The organism is Paraliobacillus salinarum, from assembly GCF_014083865.1.
GTDB classification, from domain to species: domain Bacteria; phylum Bacillota; class Bacilli; order Bacillales; family Amphibacillaceae; genus Paraliobacillus; species Paraliobacillus salinarum.
In genome coordinates this window covers 1-16113 of the sequence record NZ_JACEFA010000024.1, presented here as the reverse complement: position 1 = coordinate 16113, position 16113 = coordinate 1, and the positions used below count along the sequence as shown (strand labels likewise).

Here is a 16113-nt window from a genome sequence, read left to right as displayed (position 1 = left end):
CCAATATTGGAATTGTGCTTTGGGAATAGCCATTTGTTTTGCATATTCACTTTGAGACATTACTTTTGGGGAATAGCCTTGAATAACATTTAATTTGATATCACTTGTATATTTGCTCATATAAAAAACTGCACCTCCAATTGTTAGGTAGTGTCTAACAATTGGGGTGCAGTTCAATGCATTGGCTTTTGCTTTTGTTATAGGTTAAAGAGGTTGCCGAGAAATCCTAAGATGACTAAGGCGATAATAATTCCCCAAATGATGTTTGCTCTGTTCTTACTAGAAACTATTTTTCTTTTTTTCCAACGATTCGGGTCAAAGTTGACTTCATTTGGATCTCGTTTCGGTCTTCTGTTACGCCAAGGCGAATAGGCTTTTGCTTTTGTTAACATAATCGGTCCTAAAGCAATACCTGCAATAAAACCAAAAAGATGTGCGTAAATGTTGATGCCTGGTCGTACAAATGTCATCAGTAATCCGATGATCGAGATAATCACAATAATTTGTGAACTAGAAGGGTCAATTAAATCTTTGCGGAAGAAAGTCATATAAATATACAAACCAATCAACCCATAGACTGCACCAGAAGCCCCGTAATGCAGATACATTGAATTTGGCTCGATTAAAAAGGTAAAAACGTTTCCGGCGATTCCAGTGAACAAGTAAATGAAAAGGAATTTCCATTTGCCAACCATTTGTTCAATAGCTGGACCGAATAAGACTAACGAAAAAGAGTTAAACAAAACATGGCTAAATGAATCAGGACTATGAATGAAAATAGAAGTAAATAATCTCCAATACTGTCCGGAAGCGATCGCTAAGTTCCAACCTCCACCCCATTCAAAAATAATCAATTCTGCAAGTGTGTTTGAAAAAGATGTTAATAGCCATATCACTAACTGTATGGCGATAATTCCAGTAACAATTGGATAAAACCGAATAAAATCTCGAAATGATTCTGTGCGAAAAAACATTTTCAAGCTCCTTTAGTTGAATTTCATGTTCTTATTTTATTATTAAAAAGCGTATACCATTTTATGATAAATGTATACCTAAAACATTTCTATCTATTATATTATCACACGACTATTATTAGGCTCGCATATTCGATATACTAATTAATACATAAATAAAAAGGGTGATCAATAAAGATGATCAGTGGTATTGGTATAGATATTGTTGAAATGAGTAGGATAGAAGGAATTTTTACAAGACAGACACGTTTTGCGACTAAAATATTAACAGAACAAGAGATAAAGCAATTTAACAAGTATACAACAGATAAACGAAAAATTGAATTTTTAGCTGGTCGTTTTGCGGCTAAAGAAGCATTCTCTAAAGCTTATGGTACTGGAATTGGCAAGTTAGGATTTAGTGATATTGAAGTAACAACAAATAAACACGGTGCTCCATTGATACAATCAACTTTCACAACGGATATGCATGTACATGTATCTATTTCACATAGTGAGAATTACGCAATTGCGCAAGTGGTTATCGAAAGCAAATAAAGTTAATTCAGCATATTTAATAAAGTAATCACATATAGTTTACTGCGGGTAGGAGGGAATGGAGTGTATATTGTTGCCGCATCAGAAATGTACGAAATGGATCGAATAACAATGCAGGAAAAGGGATTAGATGGCAGGATTCTAATGGAAAATGCAGGACGAGCTGTAGCGGATAAAATCAAACATCATATTAATCAATCTAGTAGTATATTGATTCTTGTAGGTAGTGGGAATAATGGTGGAGATGGGTATGTAATTGCGAGAATGTTATATAACCAAGGGTATCATGTGTCGGTCGTCCAAGTCGTTTCAGATGAAAAAATAACTGGTGATGCAGCATATCATAAGCGTGTTTTAGAGCGTTTTGGTATGCAAGTAAACCAGTTCACCTCCTTATTTGAATTAAAAGCAATGATTCGTTCGGTAGACATCATTGTTGACACAATACTTGGTCTGGGAGTTAGAGGGATTGTGCGTTCACCAATAAAAGAGGTGATCGATGCTGTAAATACTTCTAACTGTATAACTATTTCTGTTGATCTTCCTAGTGGTGTGCCGGCAGATGGGGCTGGAGACGTCGTGGAAGTCATCCAAGCTGATTACACATACGTGATTGAGTCGCCCAAGCTCAGTGCATTTTTACCGAAATATGCATCTTATTATGGGGAGTGGGATGTTGTAGCTATCGGATTGCCGAGCGAAACCTTCTCTAAACATGTGAAAAGAAGGGTTTGGCAAGCGGAAGATGTACAAGCATCATTACCAAAACGATCGTCCTTCTCTCATAAAGGTACACATGGAAGAGGGATAATTGTTGGTGGTAGTGTAGAAATGCCGGGATCGATTACAATGACGGCAAGAGCAGCACTGCGCTCAGGTGCGGGCTTACTTACTATTGCAACCGTTGAACAAGCTATTACTACTACTTCTACACAGTGTCCGGAGGCTACATTTCTTTTGTTAGCCAATCAAAACGGTAGAATCATCGATCAAACGGTGGATTTATCAGGTTATGATGCATGTGTAGTTGGGATGGGGATGGGCAGAGCCGAAGAGGCGAAGATGTTCACGAGACATCTGCTTCAACAAGCAGATATCCCTGTTATTGTTGATGCTGATGGACTGTATCATTTAAAAGATTCTCTTGAGATTTTAGCTGAACGAAAGGCACCCACCATTTTAACGCCGCATCCGGGAGAAATGGCAAGCTTATTAAATTGCTCGATAACTGATGTGACAGATCATGCATTTGACATTGCAAAAGAATTTGCCGAGAACTATCATGTTTATCTTGTTTTAAAAGGAACCTATACCATTGTTACTGCACCAACTGGGGAACAATGGGTTAATAGCACAGGTAATGCTGGACTTGCTAAAGGTGGAAGCGGTGATACATTAGCAGGGATTATACTAGCGATGATTATGCAGCAACAATCGCTGGAGGCAGCTATTTTAAATAGTTGTTATATTCATGGGAAAGCTGCTGATATATTAGTTGACCGTCATCACTCCACTTATGACCTCCTTGCAACAGATGTGATAGACGCACTACCTTCTGTATTTCGTACATTTATAGGTTGACGGATACACTGGTCATTCCCTTTGTCCTTGGATCTTGAATCGAAGGAGTTGTGACCATGAAAAAATATTTCATCATTAGCATAGTGATTTTCGCACTAGTTATCCTTGGTGCGTGTGGTGAAAAGTCAAAAGAAGATGTCCTCACGAAATTAGAAAAAACGTTAGAAGAGATGAATGGTTATCAAACAGAGGCAACAATGGAACTTAAAACAGGTGAGAAAAAGCAAAGCTATGATATGGATATTGCACATAAAAAGAAGGCGTATTATCGCGTTTTATTAAAAAATGATCAAGATGAAAAAGGCAGCCAAATTATTTTGAAAAATGATGATGGCGTGTTTGTGCTAACTCCTGCCTTAAACAAAAGCTTTAAATTTCAAAATGATTGGCCAACGAATAGCAGCCAGCCATATTTATTTCAATCACTTGTGTCAGATATTCTAAACGATAAAGATGCTACCTTTAAGACAACAGAGAAACATTATATATTTACAACAAAAACAAATTATCAGAACAACAACACGTTACCTTCCCAAGAGATTTATTTTGATAAAAAACAATATACACCGGTAATGGTAAAAGTATTAGATAAAGATGGGAAAGCTGTTGTGAGTGTGAGTTTTACAACATTTAAACTGGACCCTGAATTTGAAGAGAACACATTTGAAATGGAACACAATATGACTAGTAGTTTATTTGGTGTTCCGGTTTCGGGGGATGGAGTTACTAATAATGATACCGAGTTAAAGGTGCTATACCCAAAAGAACTATTAGGAAGCACCTTGACTGATACGTCGGAAATAAATACAGATGATGGACAACGTGTCATGCTTACTTATGAAGGGGACAAAAATTTTACGCTGATACAAGAGAAGGTTACAGTATATCCAACTACTGTAATGAGTCCGCATCAAGTTGCTGGTGACCCAGTCAGTTTAGGCTTTACAGTAGCGGCTCAAACAAGCTCGTCATTAGAATGGAGTTATCAAGGAGTAGACTATTACTTGGCGAGTGAGGAACTAACGAAAGAAGAGATGACAGAGGTAGCCACTTCAATAACTGTACAAGCGATCAAGTAATAATGAAACAGAATGAAAAAACAGAATTAACAAGCAGATACCTCTAATCAAAAGGTTCTGCTTTTTATTTTTATATGAATGAATGTTTAGGGCGGTACTTGAAATGAGTTCTCGCTGAAGCTTAAATGTAAATAAGTAGATGTTGCTTGCTACAAGGTTTTAAGTTAAAGTATTGTTTATAAATATAACTGAAAGATGCGTGGATCATCTTAGTTTTTATCCACATTTGTTTAAGGAGAGATTAGTCATGGGAGAAGTGTCATATCGTCCTGCCTGGATAGAAGTAGATTTAGAAGCGATTCATCATAATATAAATCAATTAAAGCAGCAATTGCCAGAAGAAACGGCGATTTTTGCTGTTGTAAAAGCAAACGGTTATGGGCATGGTGACGTAGAAGTCGCTAAAGCAGCATTAGCTGCTGGAGCTTCTATGCTAGCTGTTGCCTTATTAGAAGAAGCCATTCAATTAAGAAGCGCAGGGATATCAGCCCCGATTCTTGTCCTTGGATGGGTTGATCCGTCATATGTTCCTACTGCAGTAAAGCACGAAATTACCTTAACCTTTTTTCAGAAAAGCTGGTTAGATAAAGTAAAGCAAGCTTCCTTTACCGGAAAACTATCATTACATTTGAAATTAGATACTGGCATGGGAAGAATTGGAGTTTCTGCTAAAAAAGAATTAGAAGAACTCTTAGCATCAATTGATGATCCTAGATTACAGTTAACAGGTGCGTTTACTCATTTCGCTACCGCGGACGAAGACGATTTAACTTATTATCATCAACAATCAGAAAAATGGATGGAATTCCAACAAATCCTTCAATCATACTCTAGCAATTTGATACTTCATATCGGTAATAGTGCCGCAAGCATGCGATTCCCAAAAAAAATGCATGATGCTGTACGTTTCGGAATAAGTATGTATGGACTATATCCTTCTGAGGTAGTCAAAGACGAGCACCCAATTGATCTTATTCCTGCTATGTCTTTACACACAAAATTAATTCATGTAAAGCAAGTTCCAGCTGGTAGTTCTATTAGTTATGGCGCGACATATACAACGGATCAGTCTGAATGGATTGGTACAATACCACTCGGTTATGCTGATGGAATAGCAAGACGATTAACTGGTATGGATGTGCTAATTGAGGGAAAGAGAATGCCGATTGTCGGAAAAATTTGTATGGATCAATGCATGATTAAGCTAGATCAACCGTATGATATTGGTACAAGGGTCACATTAATTGGTAAACAATTTAATGAAGAGATTACAATGGATCAGATTGCTGTGCGTTTAGATACAATTAATTATGAAATTGCCTGTATGTTAAGTGATCGTATCCCCCGTATTTATTCAAAATAAATTAAATTTCAACAAATTTTCGAAAAGACGAAAATGCCTTTGCAAAGCCCTTTTTATAATGATATGATAGTGTTGGATTAATAATTCGGAGTTATAGATTTGGTGGAGGTGTACGGTTTGTCAGAAAGTCTTCAAGAAGTAGTTGTACGATTACCTAAAAACCTACTTAATGAGGTGGATAATCTAATGAAAAGCGAAAACAGTGATCTAGATGAAATTGTTTATCAAGCAACCAAATCCTATGTAAGAGAGATGAAAAAGAGTCATATACGTGAATCAATGCAACGTGGATACATGGAAATGGCTAAGATTAATTTGAATATAGCTTCAGAAGCTTTTCAGGCTGAAGGGGAGGCAGAAAACACATTAGAGCGCCTAGTAAGCGGGGTGTAGTGTTTTGATAGTAAAAAGGGGCGAAGTTTATTTCGCTGATCTTTCTCCAGTTGTTGGATCAGAGCAGGGGGGCATCCGACCAGTGCTGGTTCTGCAAAATAATATAGGTAATCGCTTTAGCCCGACAGTAATTGTTGCTGCAATTACCGCTCAAATTCAAAAAGCGAAATTGCCTACTCATGTGGAAATTGATGCGGAAAAATATAGATTTGAACGTGATTCTGTTATTTTGCTTGAGCAGATTAGAACAATCGACAAGCAACGATTGACAGACAAGATAACGTACTTGGATGATAATATGATGGAGAAAATTGATAAGGCACTAGAAATTAGTTTAGGTTTAACCGATTTCTAGATAAATAAAGAAAAGAAGTTCTTGTTTATGCAAGGGCTTCTTTTCTTTATTAAATTTATTTTAAAGTAAAAAAAATTGCAATTTAACAACTAAAATAATATAATTCTGTCGTTTTTTACAAAATAATGATAAATTATAAATAAGAAATAAAAAATGTTACAATAAATAGACTATTAGAATTGGATATTGGGAGGTTTAAAGTATGCACAGAAGAATAAAGAAAATTGCTGTTGAAAATAGCGATGTAATTATCAAAAAATGGTTGGAAGAAATATCGGAAAAAAGAAAAAACGAGTATACTTCTGCTATCTCAGAAGAGTTATTTCAAAGTACTAGTCGTGAATTTGTGAATGTCATCTTTACAAGTTTAGATAAAAATGGTTTAACACCAGAATTAGAACACTTTTCTGAACGCCTAATCAATTTGGGCTGGCCGTTAACATACATAACAGATGGACTACATTCTTTCAGACGGGTAACGATTGATTTTATTTTATCTCAATCTGAACAAATAGATTCTGAGTATTTTTCTACCATTTTAAATACTGTCGACGGTTGGGTGGATCCAATTATTAACCGTCTAGTAAATGAATATTCAGGGAGTTGGGAACACACCGTTTCATTACAGCGTGTAGCGCTACAAGAGTTATCTGCACCATTAATTCCAGTGATGAAAAACATTACTATTATGCCGCTTGTCGGAACGATCGATACAGAGCGCGCCAAATTAATTATGGAAAATTTATTAGAAGGTGTAATTAAACATAACGCTGAAGTTGTTTTAATTGATATTACCGGGGTGCCAGTAGTAGATACAATGGTTGCGCATCACATTATTCAAGCCGCAGAAGCGGTCCGTTTGATTGGTTCTACTTGTATCTTAGTTGGAATTAGACCGGAAATAGCGCAAACGATCGTTAACTTAGGCATTGATTTAGGTAAATTCCCGACAAAAAGTTCACTAAGAAAAGGGTTCGAAACGGCCCTTGAATTAACGGATAGAAAAATTGTTCGTTCAAAAGAAAAAGATCAGGTTGTAGATCAATTACTTAATTCTTTAGATAAGGAGTGATTAACATGCGAATACCAATATTGAAGCTGCATAATTATTTACTCATCTCTATTCAAATTGATTTGGATGATCAAACAGCGATTCAATTTCAAGAAGATTTGTTAAGTAAAATTCATAAAAGCGGGGCAACTGGTGTTGTCATTGACCTAACATCTGTTGAGATTATTGATTCTTTTATCGCGAAAGTGTTAGGTGATGTCGTGACAATGTCCGATTTGATGGGGGCGAGAGTAGTTTTAACTGGCATCCAGCCTGCAGTGGCAATGACTTTAATTGATTTAGGCATTCACTTGCAGGATGTTCCAACAGCATTAAACTTGGAACAGGGGTTAATTAAACTTCGTCAGGAAATGGAGGACTGATTATGGACTTCAAATCCTGCGTACACATTAGACAAGAATGGGATATTGTTGGTGCTAGACAACTAGGTAGAGATAAAGCAAAAGAACTTGGATTCGGCACGGTAGATCAAGCGCGAATTGCAACAGCAATTTCGGAACTTGCTCGTAATATTTATCTTTATGCAGGTACTGGGAAGATTTGTTTTGAAACGATTGAAGATTTAGAACATAAAGGTCTTGAAATCATTGCAAAAGATGAAGGCCCTGGAATTAGAGATATCAGCCAAGTGATGGAAGACGGTTATTCTACTTCTGGCGGTTTAGGGGCAGGTTTACCTGGTGTAAAAAGATTAATGGATCATTTTGATATTATTTCTACTCATGGAGAAGGAACTGAGATAAGAACGTCAAAGTGGGTAAGGTAGTTTTTGGAGGTTAGGAGGTGCTTAATTGGAAACTATTAAACTAGACTTAGAACATTATCGCAAACTATTAAAAGAATATTTATTAACAAAGAATGAAACAGCACTATACCAAGCTGAACAGTTTAGTAAGTTATCCATGCAACACAATATCTCACCTGAAGAAATTGTGAATGTTCATATAAAAGCTTTACAGGAGCTATATCCTGATTTGCCTGAACAAGTAAATGATTCACTGAATTTTTTATTGGAGGCAATGATTTCCTATGGTTTGGCTTATCAAGAATTTCAAAGCTTAAGAGAGAAACAATCTGAATTAAAATCAGAAATATCTGTAGCTGCTAAAATGCAGGAAACCCTCTTATCTACGGTTAAACCGACTATTAAAGGTTTAGAGATAGGTGCGATTAGTGTTGCGGCAAATCAGATGAGTGGTGACTACTATCATTTTGTAACTGATGAAGACGATACATTAGGTATTGCTATTGCTGATGTTATTGGTAAAGGAATACCGGCTGCTTTGGCAATGTCTATGATTAAATATTCTATGGATAGTTTTCCGGAAAATCAGCGTCAGCCAAGCGCTATTTTAGAAAACTTAAATCGAGTGGTAGAGCGTAATGTGGATCCAGCCATGTTTGTAACGATGTTTTATGGATTGTATGATCCAAGTACAGAGGTTTTTTCCTATGCATCTGCCGGACATGAACCGGGATTCTATTACCATGCAGATACACAAACATTTGAAGAAATAGACGCAAAAGGGTTAGTGTTAGGTGCGACAGACAATGCTGTGTATCAACAATTTGACAAAAAGATAAATAAGAATGATCGTATTATCCTTCTAACAGACGGAGTAACTGAATGCCGTGTGGGTGATCGATTTATTGATCGTGATGAATTTTTAGAAGTGATTCAAACTTACATACACTTACCTCCTCAAGAGGCCGTAGAGCAAGTATATAAATATTTTGAACGTCTTCAAGAATTTCAATTTAGAGATGACTTTACATTAATCATTATTCAAAAAATGGTTTGATACCTAAAAATAACGGGTAATGTTTCTAGCAATCGATGATAATTGGAGGTAGCTGAATGAATATTAATTTAGATGTAGAATTGGTTGAAAAAGAAACCACTATGCATTTACTGTTGTCTGGGGAAATAGATGCTTATACAGCCCCAAAGTTAAAAGAACAATTACTACCGTTGACAAAAAGGACTGGAATGGAATTATTAGTTGATTTAGAAAAGGTTAATTATATGGACAGTACGGGATTAGGTGTCTTTATAAGTGCATTGAAATCATCAAAAGAATACGATTCAAAACTTAAGTTGGTTCATTTGCAGGATCGTGTTCGTCGTTTATTTGAAATAACTAGTTTGGATAGTATCATAACAATCGAGTCAACTGTACGGGGTGGAAACTAATGGAACAATTTGATTTTGTCGAAATAAAAGTACCTGCAAAACCTGAATATGTTGGTGTCGTGCGTTTAAGTGTATCTGGAGTAGCTAATCGAATGGGTTTTTCCTATGAAGATATAGAAGACTTAAAAGTTGCCATATCTGAGGCGATGACTAACGCCACTACTCATGCCTACGAAGAATCCGATGGAGGAGAAGTGACAATTGGATTTGGTCTATATGAAAATCGTTTAGAAGTGATGGTAGCTGATCATGGTGGAAGCTTTGACTTAGCTAAGGTAAAAGAAGGAATAGGTCCATATCGTCAATCTGAATCTATTGAGGATTTGCGAGAAGGGGGTTTTGGTCTATTTCTAATTAATGCTCTAATGGACAAAGTAGAAATAAAAAATGAGTATGGAGTAATAGTATTAATGACAAAATACCTTCATACGAATGAGGTGGGATTAGATGATGACCAAATCTCAGCCACACAATAAACGTGGGGATGAGGTTTACCAATGGATACAGCATCTGCAAGAAAATCCTAAAGATGAAGAAGTACAAGAAAAAATAGTTTTGATGTATCAAGATTTAGTGCATTCTATTGCAAGAAAGTATGCAAAGAATAGCATGATACACGAAGACTTAGTACAGGTTGGGATGCTAGGATTGTTAGCGGCAATTAGAAGATATGATCCGACATTAGGTAAATCATTCGAATCGTTTGCTATACCGACAATTATTGGCGAAATTAAACGGTTTATTCGTGATAAAACATGGAGTGTACATGTTCCGAGACGAATTAAAGAGTTAGGACCAAAAATTAAAAAAGCAACCGAGCAATTGATGACCGAACAACAACGCTCTCCGTCTGTAAAAGACATTGCGGAATACCTCGAGGTTTCCGAAGAAGAGATACTAGAAGCGATGGAGATGGGACAGAGTTATAAGGCGCTTTCTGTCGATAAACAAATCGAAGCAGATTCTGATGGAAGTACGGTATCTATTTTGGACTTAATCGGCGAACAAGATAGTGGTTTCAAAATGACAGATCAACGCATGCTACTTGAAAAAATTCTGCCAATTTTATCGGAACGTGAACAACATATCCTGCAATACACTTATTTTGAAAATAGAAGCCAAAAAGAAACTGGCGAACTGCTAGGCATCTCTCAAATGCATGTTTCAAGAATTCAACGCCGAGCATTAAAAAAGCTTCGTGAAGCATTACAAGCAAATGGAACTGAGGTATAAGCGTGGCACGAAAACATATGGATATCTCAGTATTCCAAAAGCCGAAAAAAGGTAATTATTATTGTGGGGATAGTTATTTTTACAAAGAAACAGATCATGGCTTTATTTGTGCGCTTGCAGATGGTCTGGGAAGTGGAGAGTATGCGAAAGAGTCTTCCCAGTTAGTCATGGATATTATAGAATCGAATATTGATGAGCCATTAGATCAAATAGTGAAAAGATGTAACAAGGGATTAGTAGGTAAACGTGGTGTAGTTTTAGGTATACTACAAGTTGACTTCAATGAAAAAAAATACTCTTTTTCTTCTATCGGTAATATTGGTATGATGATTATTTCTGGCGACTCAGAAAAGAAAAGAAACATTCCAAATGCCGGATATTTAGGCGGGTATTCGAGGCCGCTTAAAGTATTGCGTGGCACATTGTCAGAAGAAATGGTTTTTGTAATGTTCTCAGATGGAGTGACCTCGATAGACTTATCAGCTAAATACTTTTTAGGTAAAGATGTGTCTAAGATTACTGAAATGTTCTCTTATTACCTATCTGAGACGATGGACGATGATACTACCTTACTCGTAATGAAATATAAAGCATAAGAAGTTCTTGTCTTTAAAGATAAGAGCTTTTTTTCTTGATTGGAAATATCTTGGGAAAAAACAAATTGTTTGATACACTAGATAAGGAAACGTTAGGAGGAAGCACAATGGCAGAAGTGAATGAAAATACGTTAATGAAATGGGTTGCGGCAGAAACAGAAATTGCCTTACCTTCCATTAAACAAGTTATTGCGTTATTAGAAGAAGGGAATACAGTACCATTTATTGCGCGTTATCGTAAAGAACAAACTGGAGCGCTTGATGAAGTACAAATCAAACTGATAGAGGATAAATGGACCTATGCATTAAATTTAGCGGAACGTAAAGAAGAAGTAATTCGTTTAATTAATGAACAGGGGAAGCTGACAGAATCTTTGCGTAAAGCTATTGTTGATGCAACACAATTACAGCGAGTAGAAGATTTATATCGTCCGTTCAAACAAAAAAGAAGAACAAAAGCAACCATTGCAAAAGAAAAGGGATTAGAACCTTTTGCAACATTAATTTGGGAACAAAACAATATTGATTTACATAAAGAGGCTCAAGCTTATCTATCTGAAGAGAATGAACTTTTAACAATTGAAGATGTTTTACAAGGAGCAAATGATATTATTGCTGAATGGATTTCTGATGAAGCGACATACAGAGAGTATATCCGTAATGCAACCTATCAAAAAGGCTTGCTGAAAACAGAGGAAAAAGACAAAACCGATGATGAAAAAGGCGTTTATGAAATGTACTATTCATATGAAGAGCCGATTCGCACGGTTGTTGCGCACCGCGTATTAGCTGTTAATCGCGGAGAAAAAGAGGGGATACTTAAAGTTTCGATTGCAGCACCTATTGAAAGTATTGGATCTTACTTGGAGAAAAAGGTTATTAAACCAAGTGCACAAGAAGCAATTCGAAGATTTTTAAATGAGGCCATTCAAGATAGTTATAAGCGCTTAATTCAATCCTCTATTGAAAGAGAGATTAGAAATATTTTAACGGAAATGGCAGAGAAGCAAGCGATTGATATTTTTTCAAAAAACTTAAAAAATCTTTTACTACAGCCTCCGTTAAAAGGAAAGACAGTGCTTGGAGTGGATCCTGCTTTTCGTACGGGGTGTAAACTAGCTGTTATTAATGAAACTGGTAAAGTGCATGCTATTAATGTAATGTATCCAACCGCGCCGAAGCATGATGTCAAAGGTGCAGAAAAAATCGTATTGGAGTATATAAACAATTACCCGATCGAATTAATTGCAATCGGTAATGGTACAGCTTCAAGAGAAACAGAACAATTTATTGCAGATTTAATTGCAAAGCATGATTTATCTGTGTCTTATATGATTGTAAATGAGGCAGGAGCAAGTGTTTACTCCGCTTCAGAGCTTGCGAGAGAAGAGTTTCCAGACTTACAAGTGGAAGAAAGAAGTGCCGTATCTATAGCGAGACGTGTACAGGATCCACTTGCAGAATTAGTGAAAATTGATCCGAAATCAATTGGAGTAGGACAGTACCAGCATGATGTAAGTCAAAAAAGCTTGAATGAATCTTTAAAATTTGTTGTAGAAACAGCAGTAAACCAAGTTGGTGTCAATGTAAATACGGCTTCTTCTTCCTTGTTACAATACGTATCAGGCCTAAGTAAGACGGTAGCGAACAATGTAATTAAGCAAAGAGAAGAATTAGGCAAATTTACAGACCGCAAACAGTTAAAGAAAATACCGCGTCTCGGTAATAAAACATATGAACAAAGTATCGGCTTCTTACGTATTGTTGATGGCAATGAACCGCTTGATCGAACGCCTATTCACCCTGAAAGCTATCAAGTTACTAGAGAATTGCTGAAAATGTTAGACTGTAAATCAGAAGATATTGGAACAGATAAACTGAAGCGACAATTAGATGCGTTGAAGACAGATGAGGTTTTAGAAGCGTTACAAATAGGTGAACATACTTTATCAGATATAATTAAGGCTTTGCGCACACCAGCACGTGACCCGCGTGATGATTTGTCAAAACCATTATTGAAGAAAAACGTACTATCTATGGAAGATCTTCAACCAGGATTAGAATTACAAGGCACGGTTCGTAATGTAGTAGATTTTGGTGTGTTTGTTGATATTGGAGTGAAACAAGATGGGCTTGTTCACATTTCTAAGATGTCTAAGCAGTTTGTTAAACATCCTATGGATATCGCCTCAGTCGGAGATGTAATAACGGTATGGGTAGATAAAGTAGACACACAAAAGCAACGCATTGCACTAACAATGATAAAAGAAGACTAGTTTTTATTGAAAATTTTTTTAACATGCATGTAAGAGGAACCTTCGACTATGGTGTACGCCACCATAGTCAAGCGCACTCTGTTTCTAATAATTACCTAGGTACAATAAGGTTGAAATTATCATAAGTGATGAGCAGTTTCATCTGGTATTCGTCTACCTATATAAAAAAACCAACATTGATTAAGCATTTTTATTTGGCAAATGTCTTTTGATAGAAAAGCATCTTCCATTTGTTTTCTAAACCAATTTGGCATTTGCTTCACCTCCTGAATTGCGCTTATTCGTGAGTTATAACAATCTAGAAAGCAACTTGGATAATACACCATATGAATAGGTGGATTATATGGTGATTTGTCCAAGTGTTTTTATGGAATAGTGAAAGGGGATTAGTATTATGGATGAATCAGAGTTACACCAATTAGTTAATCAGCTATCACTTACTTATTTTGATAAACCGTTCACGGATTCAGTTGTGTTTAATCACCGGTTACGAACAACGGGTGGGAGATATTTGCCTTCTCAAAGAAAAATTGAATTAAATAAGAAGTATTTGAGTGCTTATGGGATGGATGAATTTGAAGGGATTATTAAGCATGAGTTGTGTCACTATCATCTTCATATAGAAGGAAAGGGATACAAGCATGGTGATGAAGCATTTAAGCAATTACTTAGAAATACGGGTTCACCTCGTCATTGTCAGGCGCTACCAAGTGTGCGTAACCAACATATGCATGAATATAGATGTATTTCTTGTAGCCAGTTATATAAAAGAAGGAGACGGATTAATACTTCTAAGTTCCGTTGCGGCAGATGTAGTGGGAAGCTGAAGAAAGAAATATAAAAAAATATTTTGTATTTCAGTTGAAAGCATTGACTAGAACAGATATTTCATGTTAAATTATATAAGCATTTGAAAAAGAAGCAAGAATAGTGTAGTTTTAAACAGTAATTCCACAGTAAAATCATTTTTTTGAAATGTGTTGACAAACGCTTTTGAAAAAGGTATAATTTCTATCGTCGCTGATAGTTATTTTATAAAAATTATTCCACAGTAGCTCAGTGGTAGAGCAATCGGCTGTTAACCGATCGGTCGTAGGTTCGAATCCTACCTGTGGAGCCAGTGGAGAAGTACTCAAGTGGCTGAAGAGGCGCCCCTGCTAAGGGTGTAGGTCGTGTAAGCGGCGCGAGGGTTCAAATCCCTCCTTCTCCGCCATTTTTTATGTCTTATGGCCCGTTGGTCAAGCGGTTAAGACACCGCCCTTTCACGGCGGTAACACGGGTTCGAATCCCGTACGGGTCACTTAGTATTAATGAGATTCATAGGTCCGGTAGTTCAGTTGGTTAGAATGCCTGCCTGTCACGCAGGAGGTCGCGGGTTCGAGTCCCGTCCGGACCGCCATTGTTGGGCTATAGCCAAGCGGTAAGGCAACGGTTTTTGGTACCGTCATGCGCTGGTTCGAATCCAGCTAGCCCAGCCATTTTCATTTATTATTCAAATATGTTTCTTCTACTAAAACCTTTGAAACAAATTTGTTTTCGGAAGGTTTTCTGTTTTAAAACATGTAGTTGATTTGCAAGTTTGTTATTTTGAGCCATTAGCTCAGTTGGTAGAGCATCTGACTTTTAATCAGAGGGTCGGAGGTTCGAATCCTCCATGGCTCATCAAATAAAGTGCAGCCTGACACTTTTGCGGTCGTGGCGGAATGGCAGACGCGCTAGGTTGAGGGCCTAGTGGGAGTTAATCCCGTGGAGGTTCAAGTCCTCTCGACCGCATCAAAAAAACTATTGACTTTAAAAGCTGATTTGTGATATATTGAAACATGTTGCTTTACTGAGCGCCCGTAGCTCAATTGGATAGAGCGTTTGACTACGGATCAAGAGGTTAGGGGTTCGACTCCTCTCGGGCGCGCCATTACGGGAAGTAGCTCAGCTTGGTAGAGCACTTGGTTTGGGACCAAGGGGTCGCAGGTTCAAATCCTGTCTTCCCGACCATGTCGAAATTTAATATCTCCCATTTATGAATTATGCGGGTGTAGTTTAGTGGTAAAACCTCAGCCTTCCAAGCTGATGTCGAGGGTTCGATTCCCTTCACCCGCTCCAATAAATGGGCCTGTAGCTCAGCTGGTTAGAGCGCACGCCTGATAAGCGTGAGGTCGGTGGTTCGAGTCCACTCAGGCCCACCATTAATTTGATCTTTGAAAACTGAACAAAACAACCAATATGTTAAGAAGTAACATGCTAGTCAAGTAATGAGTGAGCGAACTCAATGATTGCCGACTAGGTTCGCAACATCCGTGTTGCAACATCGGCATCAGCACATCCATGTGCAAGCTATTTTATGGAGAGTTTGATCTTGGCTCAGGACGAACGCTGGCGGCGTGCCTAATACATGCAAGTCGAGCGCGGGAAGCAAACAATCACCCTTCGGGGTGTGCGTTTGTGGAACGAGCGGCGGACGGG

Annotated in this window: 18 protein-coding genes, 11 tRNA genes and 1 rRNA gene; 28 read left to right on the top strand and 2 right to left on the bottom strand. The window is 37.3% G+C overall.

Annotated features, from left to right (window positions below; all coding sequences use genetic code 11):
- Positions 1 to 197 precede the first annotated feature (197 nt).
- Entirely contained in the window at positions 198 to 974 is a 777-nt protein-coding gene (locus HP569_RS14190; RefSeq protein ID WP_182201803.1) for a rhomboid family intramembrane serine protease, read from the bottom strand.
- Positions 975 to 1151: 177 nt separating this feature from the next.
- On the opposite strand from HP569_RS14190, the gene acpS reads away from it, so the two are divergent.
- From acpS to HP569_RS14115, 15 genes are all read left to right on the top strand, one after another.
- Positions 1152 to 1511 (top strand): holo-ACP synthase, encoded by a 360-nt coding sequence (gene acpS, locus HP569_RS14185; protein WP_182201802.1) that lies wholly within the window; start codon positions 1152 to 1154, stop codon positions 1509 to 1511.
- Between the two features lie 63 nt (positions 1512 to 1574).
- Positions 1575 to 3092 carry an NAD(P)H-hydrate dehydratase gene (locus tag HP569_RS14180; RefSeq protein WP_182201801.1) on the top strand — a complete coding sequence of 506 codons (1518 nt, stop codon included), beginning with the start codon at positions 1575 to 1577 and terminating at the stop codon, positions 3090 to 3092.
- 56 nt (positions 3093 to 3148) lie between these two features.
- On the top strand, positions 3149 to 4171 hold the full coding sequence (locus HP569_RS14175; protein ID WP_182201800.1) for a LolA family protein: 1023 nt from the start codon (positions 3149 to 3151) through the stop codon (positions 4169 to 4171).
- Positions 4172 to 4418: 247 nt separating this feature from the next.
- Positions 4419 to 5534 (top strand): alanine racemase, encoded by a 1116-nt coding sequence (gene alr / locus HP569_RS14170; protein ID WP_182201799.1) that lies wholly within the window; start codon positions 4419 to 4421, stop codon positions 5532 to 5534.
- Between the two features lie 117 nt (positions 5535 to 5651).
- Positions 5652 to 5927: a CopG family ribbon-helix-helix protein gene (locus HP569_RS14165; protein ID WP_182201798.1), complete on the top strand. Its 276-nt coding sequence runs from the start codon at positions 5652 to 5654 to the stop codon at positions 5925 to 5927.
- Between the two features lie 4 nt (positions 5928 to 5931).
- On the top strand, positions 5932 to 6282 hold the full coding sequence (locus tag HP569_RS14160) for a type II toxin-antitoxin system PemK/MazF family toxin (RefSeq protein WP_182201797.1): 351 nt from the start codon (positions 5932 to 5934) through the stop codon (positions 6280 to 6282).
- A 202-nt stretch (positions 6283 to 6484) separates the two neighbouring features.
- Positions 6485 to 7354 carry an RsbT co-antagonist protein RsbRA gene (locus HP569_RS14155; RefSeq protein WP_182201796.1) on the top strand — a complete coding sequence of 290 codons (870 nt, stop codon included), beginning with the start codon at positions 6485 to 6487 and terminating at the stop codon, positions 7352 to 7354.
- Positions 7355 to 7359: 5 nt separating this feature from the next.
- Positions 7360 to 7716 carry an STAS domain-containing protein gene (locus HP569_RS14150; RefSeq protein WP_281366469.1) on the top strand — a complete coding sequence of 119 codons (357 nt, stop codon included), beginning with the start codon at positions 7360 to 7362 and terminating at the stop codon, positions 7714 to 7716.
- Between the two features lie 2 nt (positions 7717 to 7718).
- On the top strand, positions 7719 to 8120 hold the full coding sequence (locus tag HP569_RS14145; RefSeq protein ID WP_182201794.1) for an anti-sigma regulatory factor: 402 nt from the start codon (positions 7719 to 7721) through the stop codon (positions 8118 to 8120).
- A 25-nt stretch (positions 8121 to 8145) separates the two neighbouring features.
- Positions 8146 to 9156 carry a PP2C family protein-serine/threonine phosphatase gene (locus HP569_RS14140; protein WP_182201793.1) on the top strand — a complete coding sequence of 337 codons (1011 nt, stop codon included), beginning with the start codon at positions 8146 to 8148 and terminating at the stop codon, positions 9154 to 9156.
- A gap of 56 nt (positions 9157 to 9212) precedes the next feature.
- Complete coding sequence (locus HP569_RS14135) at positions 9213 to 9548, top strand: STAS domain-containing protein (RefSeq protein WP_281366468.1); 336 nt, start codon at positions 9213 to 9215, stop codon at positions 9546 to 9548.
- Complete coding sequence (gene rsbW, locus HP569_RS14130) at positions 9548 to 10024, top strand: anti-sigma B factor RsbW (protein WP_182201792.1); 477 nt, start codon at positions 9548 to 9550, stop codon at positions 10022 to 10024. The genes HP569_RS14135 and rsbW overlap by 1 nt, the downstream gene beginning before the upstream one ends.
- Positions 9996 to 10781 (top strand): RNA polymerase sigma factor SigB, encoded by a 786-nt coding sequence (gene sigB / locus HP569_RS14125; RefSeq protein ID WP_182201791.1) that lies wholly within the window; start codon positions 9996 to 9998, stop codon positions 10779 to 10781. Before rsbW ends, sigB begins: the two co-directional genes overlap by 29 nt.
- A 2-nt stretch (positions 10782 to 10783) precedes the next feature.
- Positions 10784 to 11377, top strand: a complete 594-nt coding sequence (locus HP569_RS14120) for a SpoIIE family protein phosphatase (RefSeq protein WP_343051132.1) — start codon at positions 10784 to 10786, stop codon at positions 11375 to 11377.
- A 107-nt stretch (positions 11378 to 11484) separates the two neighbouring features.
- The gene (locus HP569_RS14115) at positions 11485 to 13653 is read left to right on the top strand and encodes a Tex family protein (protein ID WP_182201790.1); all 2169 of its coding nucleotides are present in this window, start codon (positions 11485 to 11487) and stop codon (positions 13651 to 13653) included.
- Positions 13654 to 13772: 119 nt separating this feature from the next.
- Here the strand turns inward: HP569_RS14115 and cmpA are convergent, their stop codons facing one another.
- Positions 13773 to 13907, bottom strand: a complete 135-nt coding sequence (cmpA, locus tag HP569_RS14110) for a cortex morphogenetic protein CmpA (protein ID WP_182201789.1) — start codon at positions 13905 to 13907, stop codon at positions 13773 to 13775.
- A gap of 131 nt (positions 13908 to 14038) precedes the next feature.
- Here cmpA and HP569_RS14105 point away from each other — a divergent pair, with 131 nt between their 5' ends.
- The 13 genes from HP569_RS14105 to HP569_RS14045 form a co-directional block, all read left to right on the top strand.
- Positions 14039 to 14494 (top strand): SprT family protein, encoded by a 456-nt coding sequence (locus HP569_RS14105; protein ID WP_182201804.1) that lies wholly within the window; start codon positions 14039 to 14041, stop codon positions 14492 to 14494.
- Between the two features lie 204 nt (positions 14495 to 14698).
- A tRNA-Asn gene (locus tag HP569_RS14100) sits at positions 14699 to 14773 on the top strand.
- A 2-nt stretch (positions 14774 to 14775) separates the two neighbouring features.
- A tRNA-Ser gene (locus tag HP569_RS14095) sits at positions 14776 to 14866 on the top strand.
- A 15-nt stretch (positions 14867 to 14881) separates the two neighbouring features.
- Positions 14882 to 14953, top strand: a tRNA-Glu gene (locus tag HP569_RS14090).
- 22 nt (positions 14954 to 14975) lie between these two features.
- A tRNA-Asp gene (locus HP569_RS14085) sits at positions 14976 to 15052 on the top strand.
- Positions 15053 to 15056: 4 nt separating this feature from the next.
- Positions 15057 to 15131: transfer RNA gene (locus HP569_RS14080), tRNA-Gln, on the top strand.
- A 111-nt stretch (positions 15132 to 15242) separates the two neighbouring features.
- Positions 15243 to 15315: transfer RNA gene (locus HP569_RS14075), tRNA-Lys, on the top strand.
- Between the two features lie 27 nt (positions 15316 to 15342).
- Positions 15343 to 15426: transfer RNA gene (locus tag HP569_RS14070), tRNA-Leu, on the top strand.
- Between the two features lie 62 nt (positions 15427 to 15488).
- A tRNA-Arg gene (locus HP569_RS14065) sits at positions 15489 to 15565 on the top strand.
- A gap of 3 nt (positions 15566 to 15568) precedes the next feature.
- Positions 15569 to 15645, top strand: a tRNA-Pro gene (locus tag HP569_RS14060).
- A gap of 34 nt (positions 15646 to 15679) precedes the next feature.
- Positions 15680 to 15753: transfer RNA gene (locus HP569_RS14055), tRNA-Gly, on the top strand.
- 6 nt (positions 15754 to 15759) lie between these two features.
- A tRNA-Ile gene (locus tag HP569_RS14050) sits at positions 15760 to 15836 on the top strand.
- Between the two features lie 152 nt (positions 15837 to 15988).
- A 16S ribosomal RNA gene (locus HP569_RS14045) occupies positions 15989 to 16113 on the top strand; the annotation flags it as partial.

Coding starts and splice junctions, on each gene's coding strand:
- HP569_RS14190 (WP_182201803.1), bottom strand. CDS start 974: ATGTTTTTTCGCACAGAATCATTTCGAGATTTTATTCGGTTTTATCCA.
- acpS (WP_182201802.1), top strand. CDS start 1,152: ATGATCAGTGGTATTGGTATAGATATTGTTGAAATGAGTAGGATAGAA.
- HP569_RS14175 (WP_182201800.1), top strand. CDS start 3,149: ATGAAAAAATATTTCATCATTAGCATAGTGATTTTCGCACTAGTTATC.
- alr (WP_182201799.1), top strand. CDS start 4,419: ATGGGAGAAGTGTCATATCGTCCTGCCTGGATAGAAGTAGATTTAGAA.
- HP569_RS14155 (WP_182201796.1), top strand. CDS start 6,485: ATGCACAGAAGAATAAAGAAAATTGCTGTTGAAAATAGCGATGTAATT.
- HP569_RS14150 (WP_281366469.1), top strand. CDS start 7,360: ATGCGAATACCAATATTGAAGCTGCATAATTATTTACTCATCTCTATT.
- HP569_RS14145 (WP_182201794.1), top strand. CDS start 7,719: ATGGACTTCAAATCCTGCGTACACATTAGACAAGAATGGGATATTGTT.
- HP569_RS14135 (WP_281366468.1), top strand. CDS start 9,213: ATGAATATTAATTTAGATGTAGAATTGGTTGAAAAAGAAACCACTATG.
- rsbW (WP_182201792.1), top strand. CDS start 9,548: ATGGAACAATTTGATTTTGTCGAAATAAAAGTACCTGCAAAACCTGAA.
- sigB (WP_182201791.1), top strand. CDS start 9,996: ATGATGACCAAATCTCAGCCACACAATAAACGTGGGGATGAGGTTTAC.
- HP569_RS14115 (WP_182201790.1), top strand. CDS start 11,485: ATGGCAGAAGTGAATGAAAATACGTTAATGAAATGGGTTGCGGCAGAA.
- cmpA (WP_182201789.1), bottom strand. CDS start 13,907: ATGCCAAATTGGTTTAGAAAACAAATGGAAGATGCTTTTCTATCAAAA.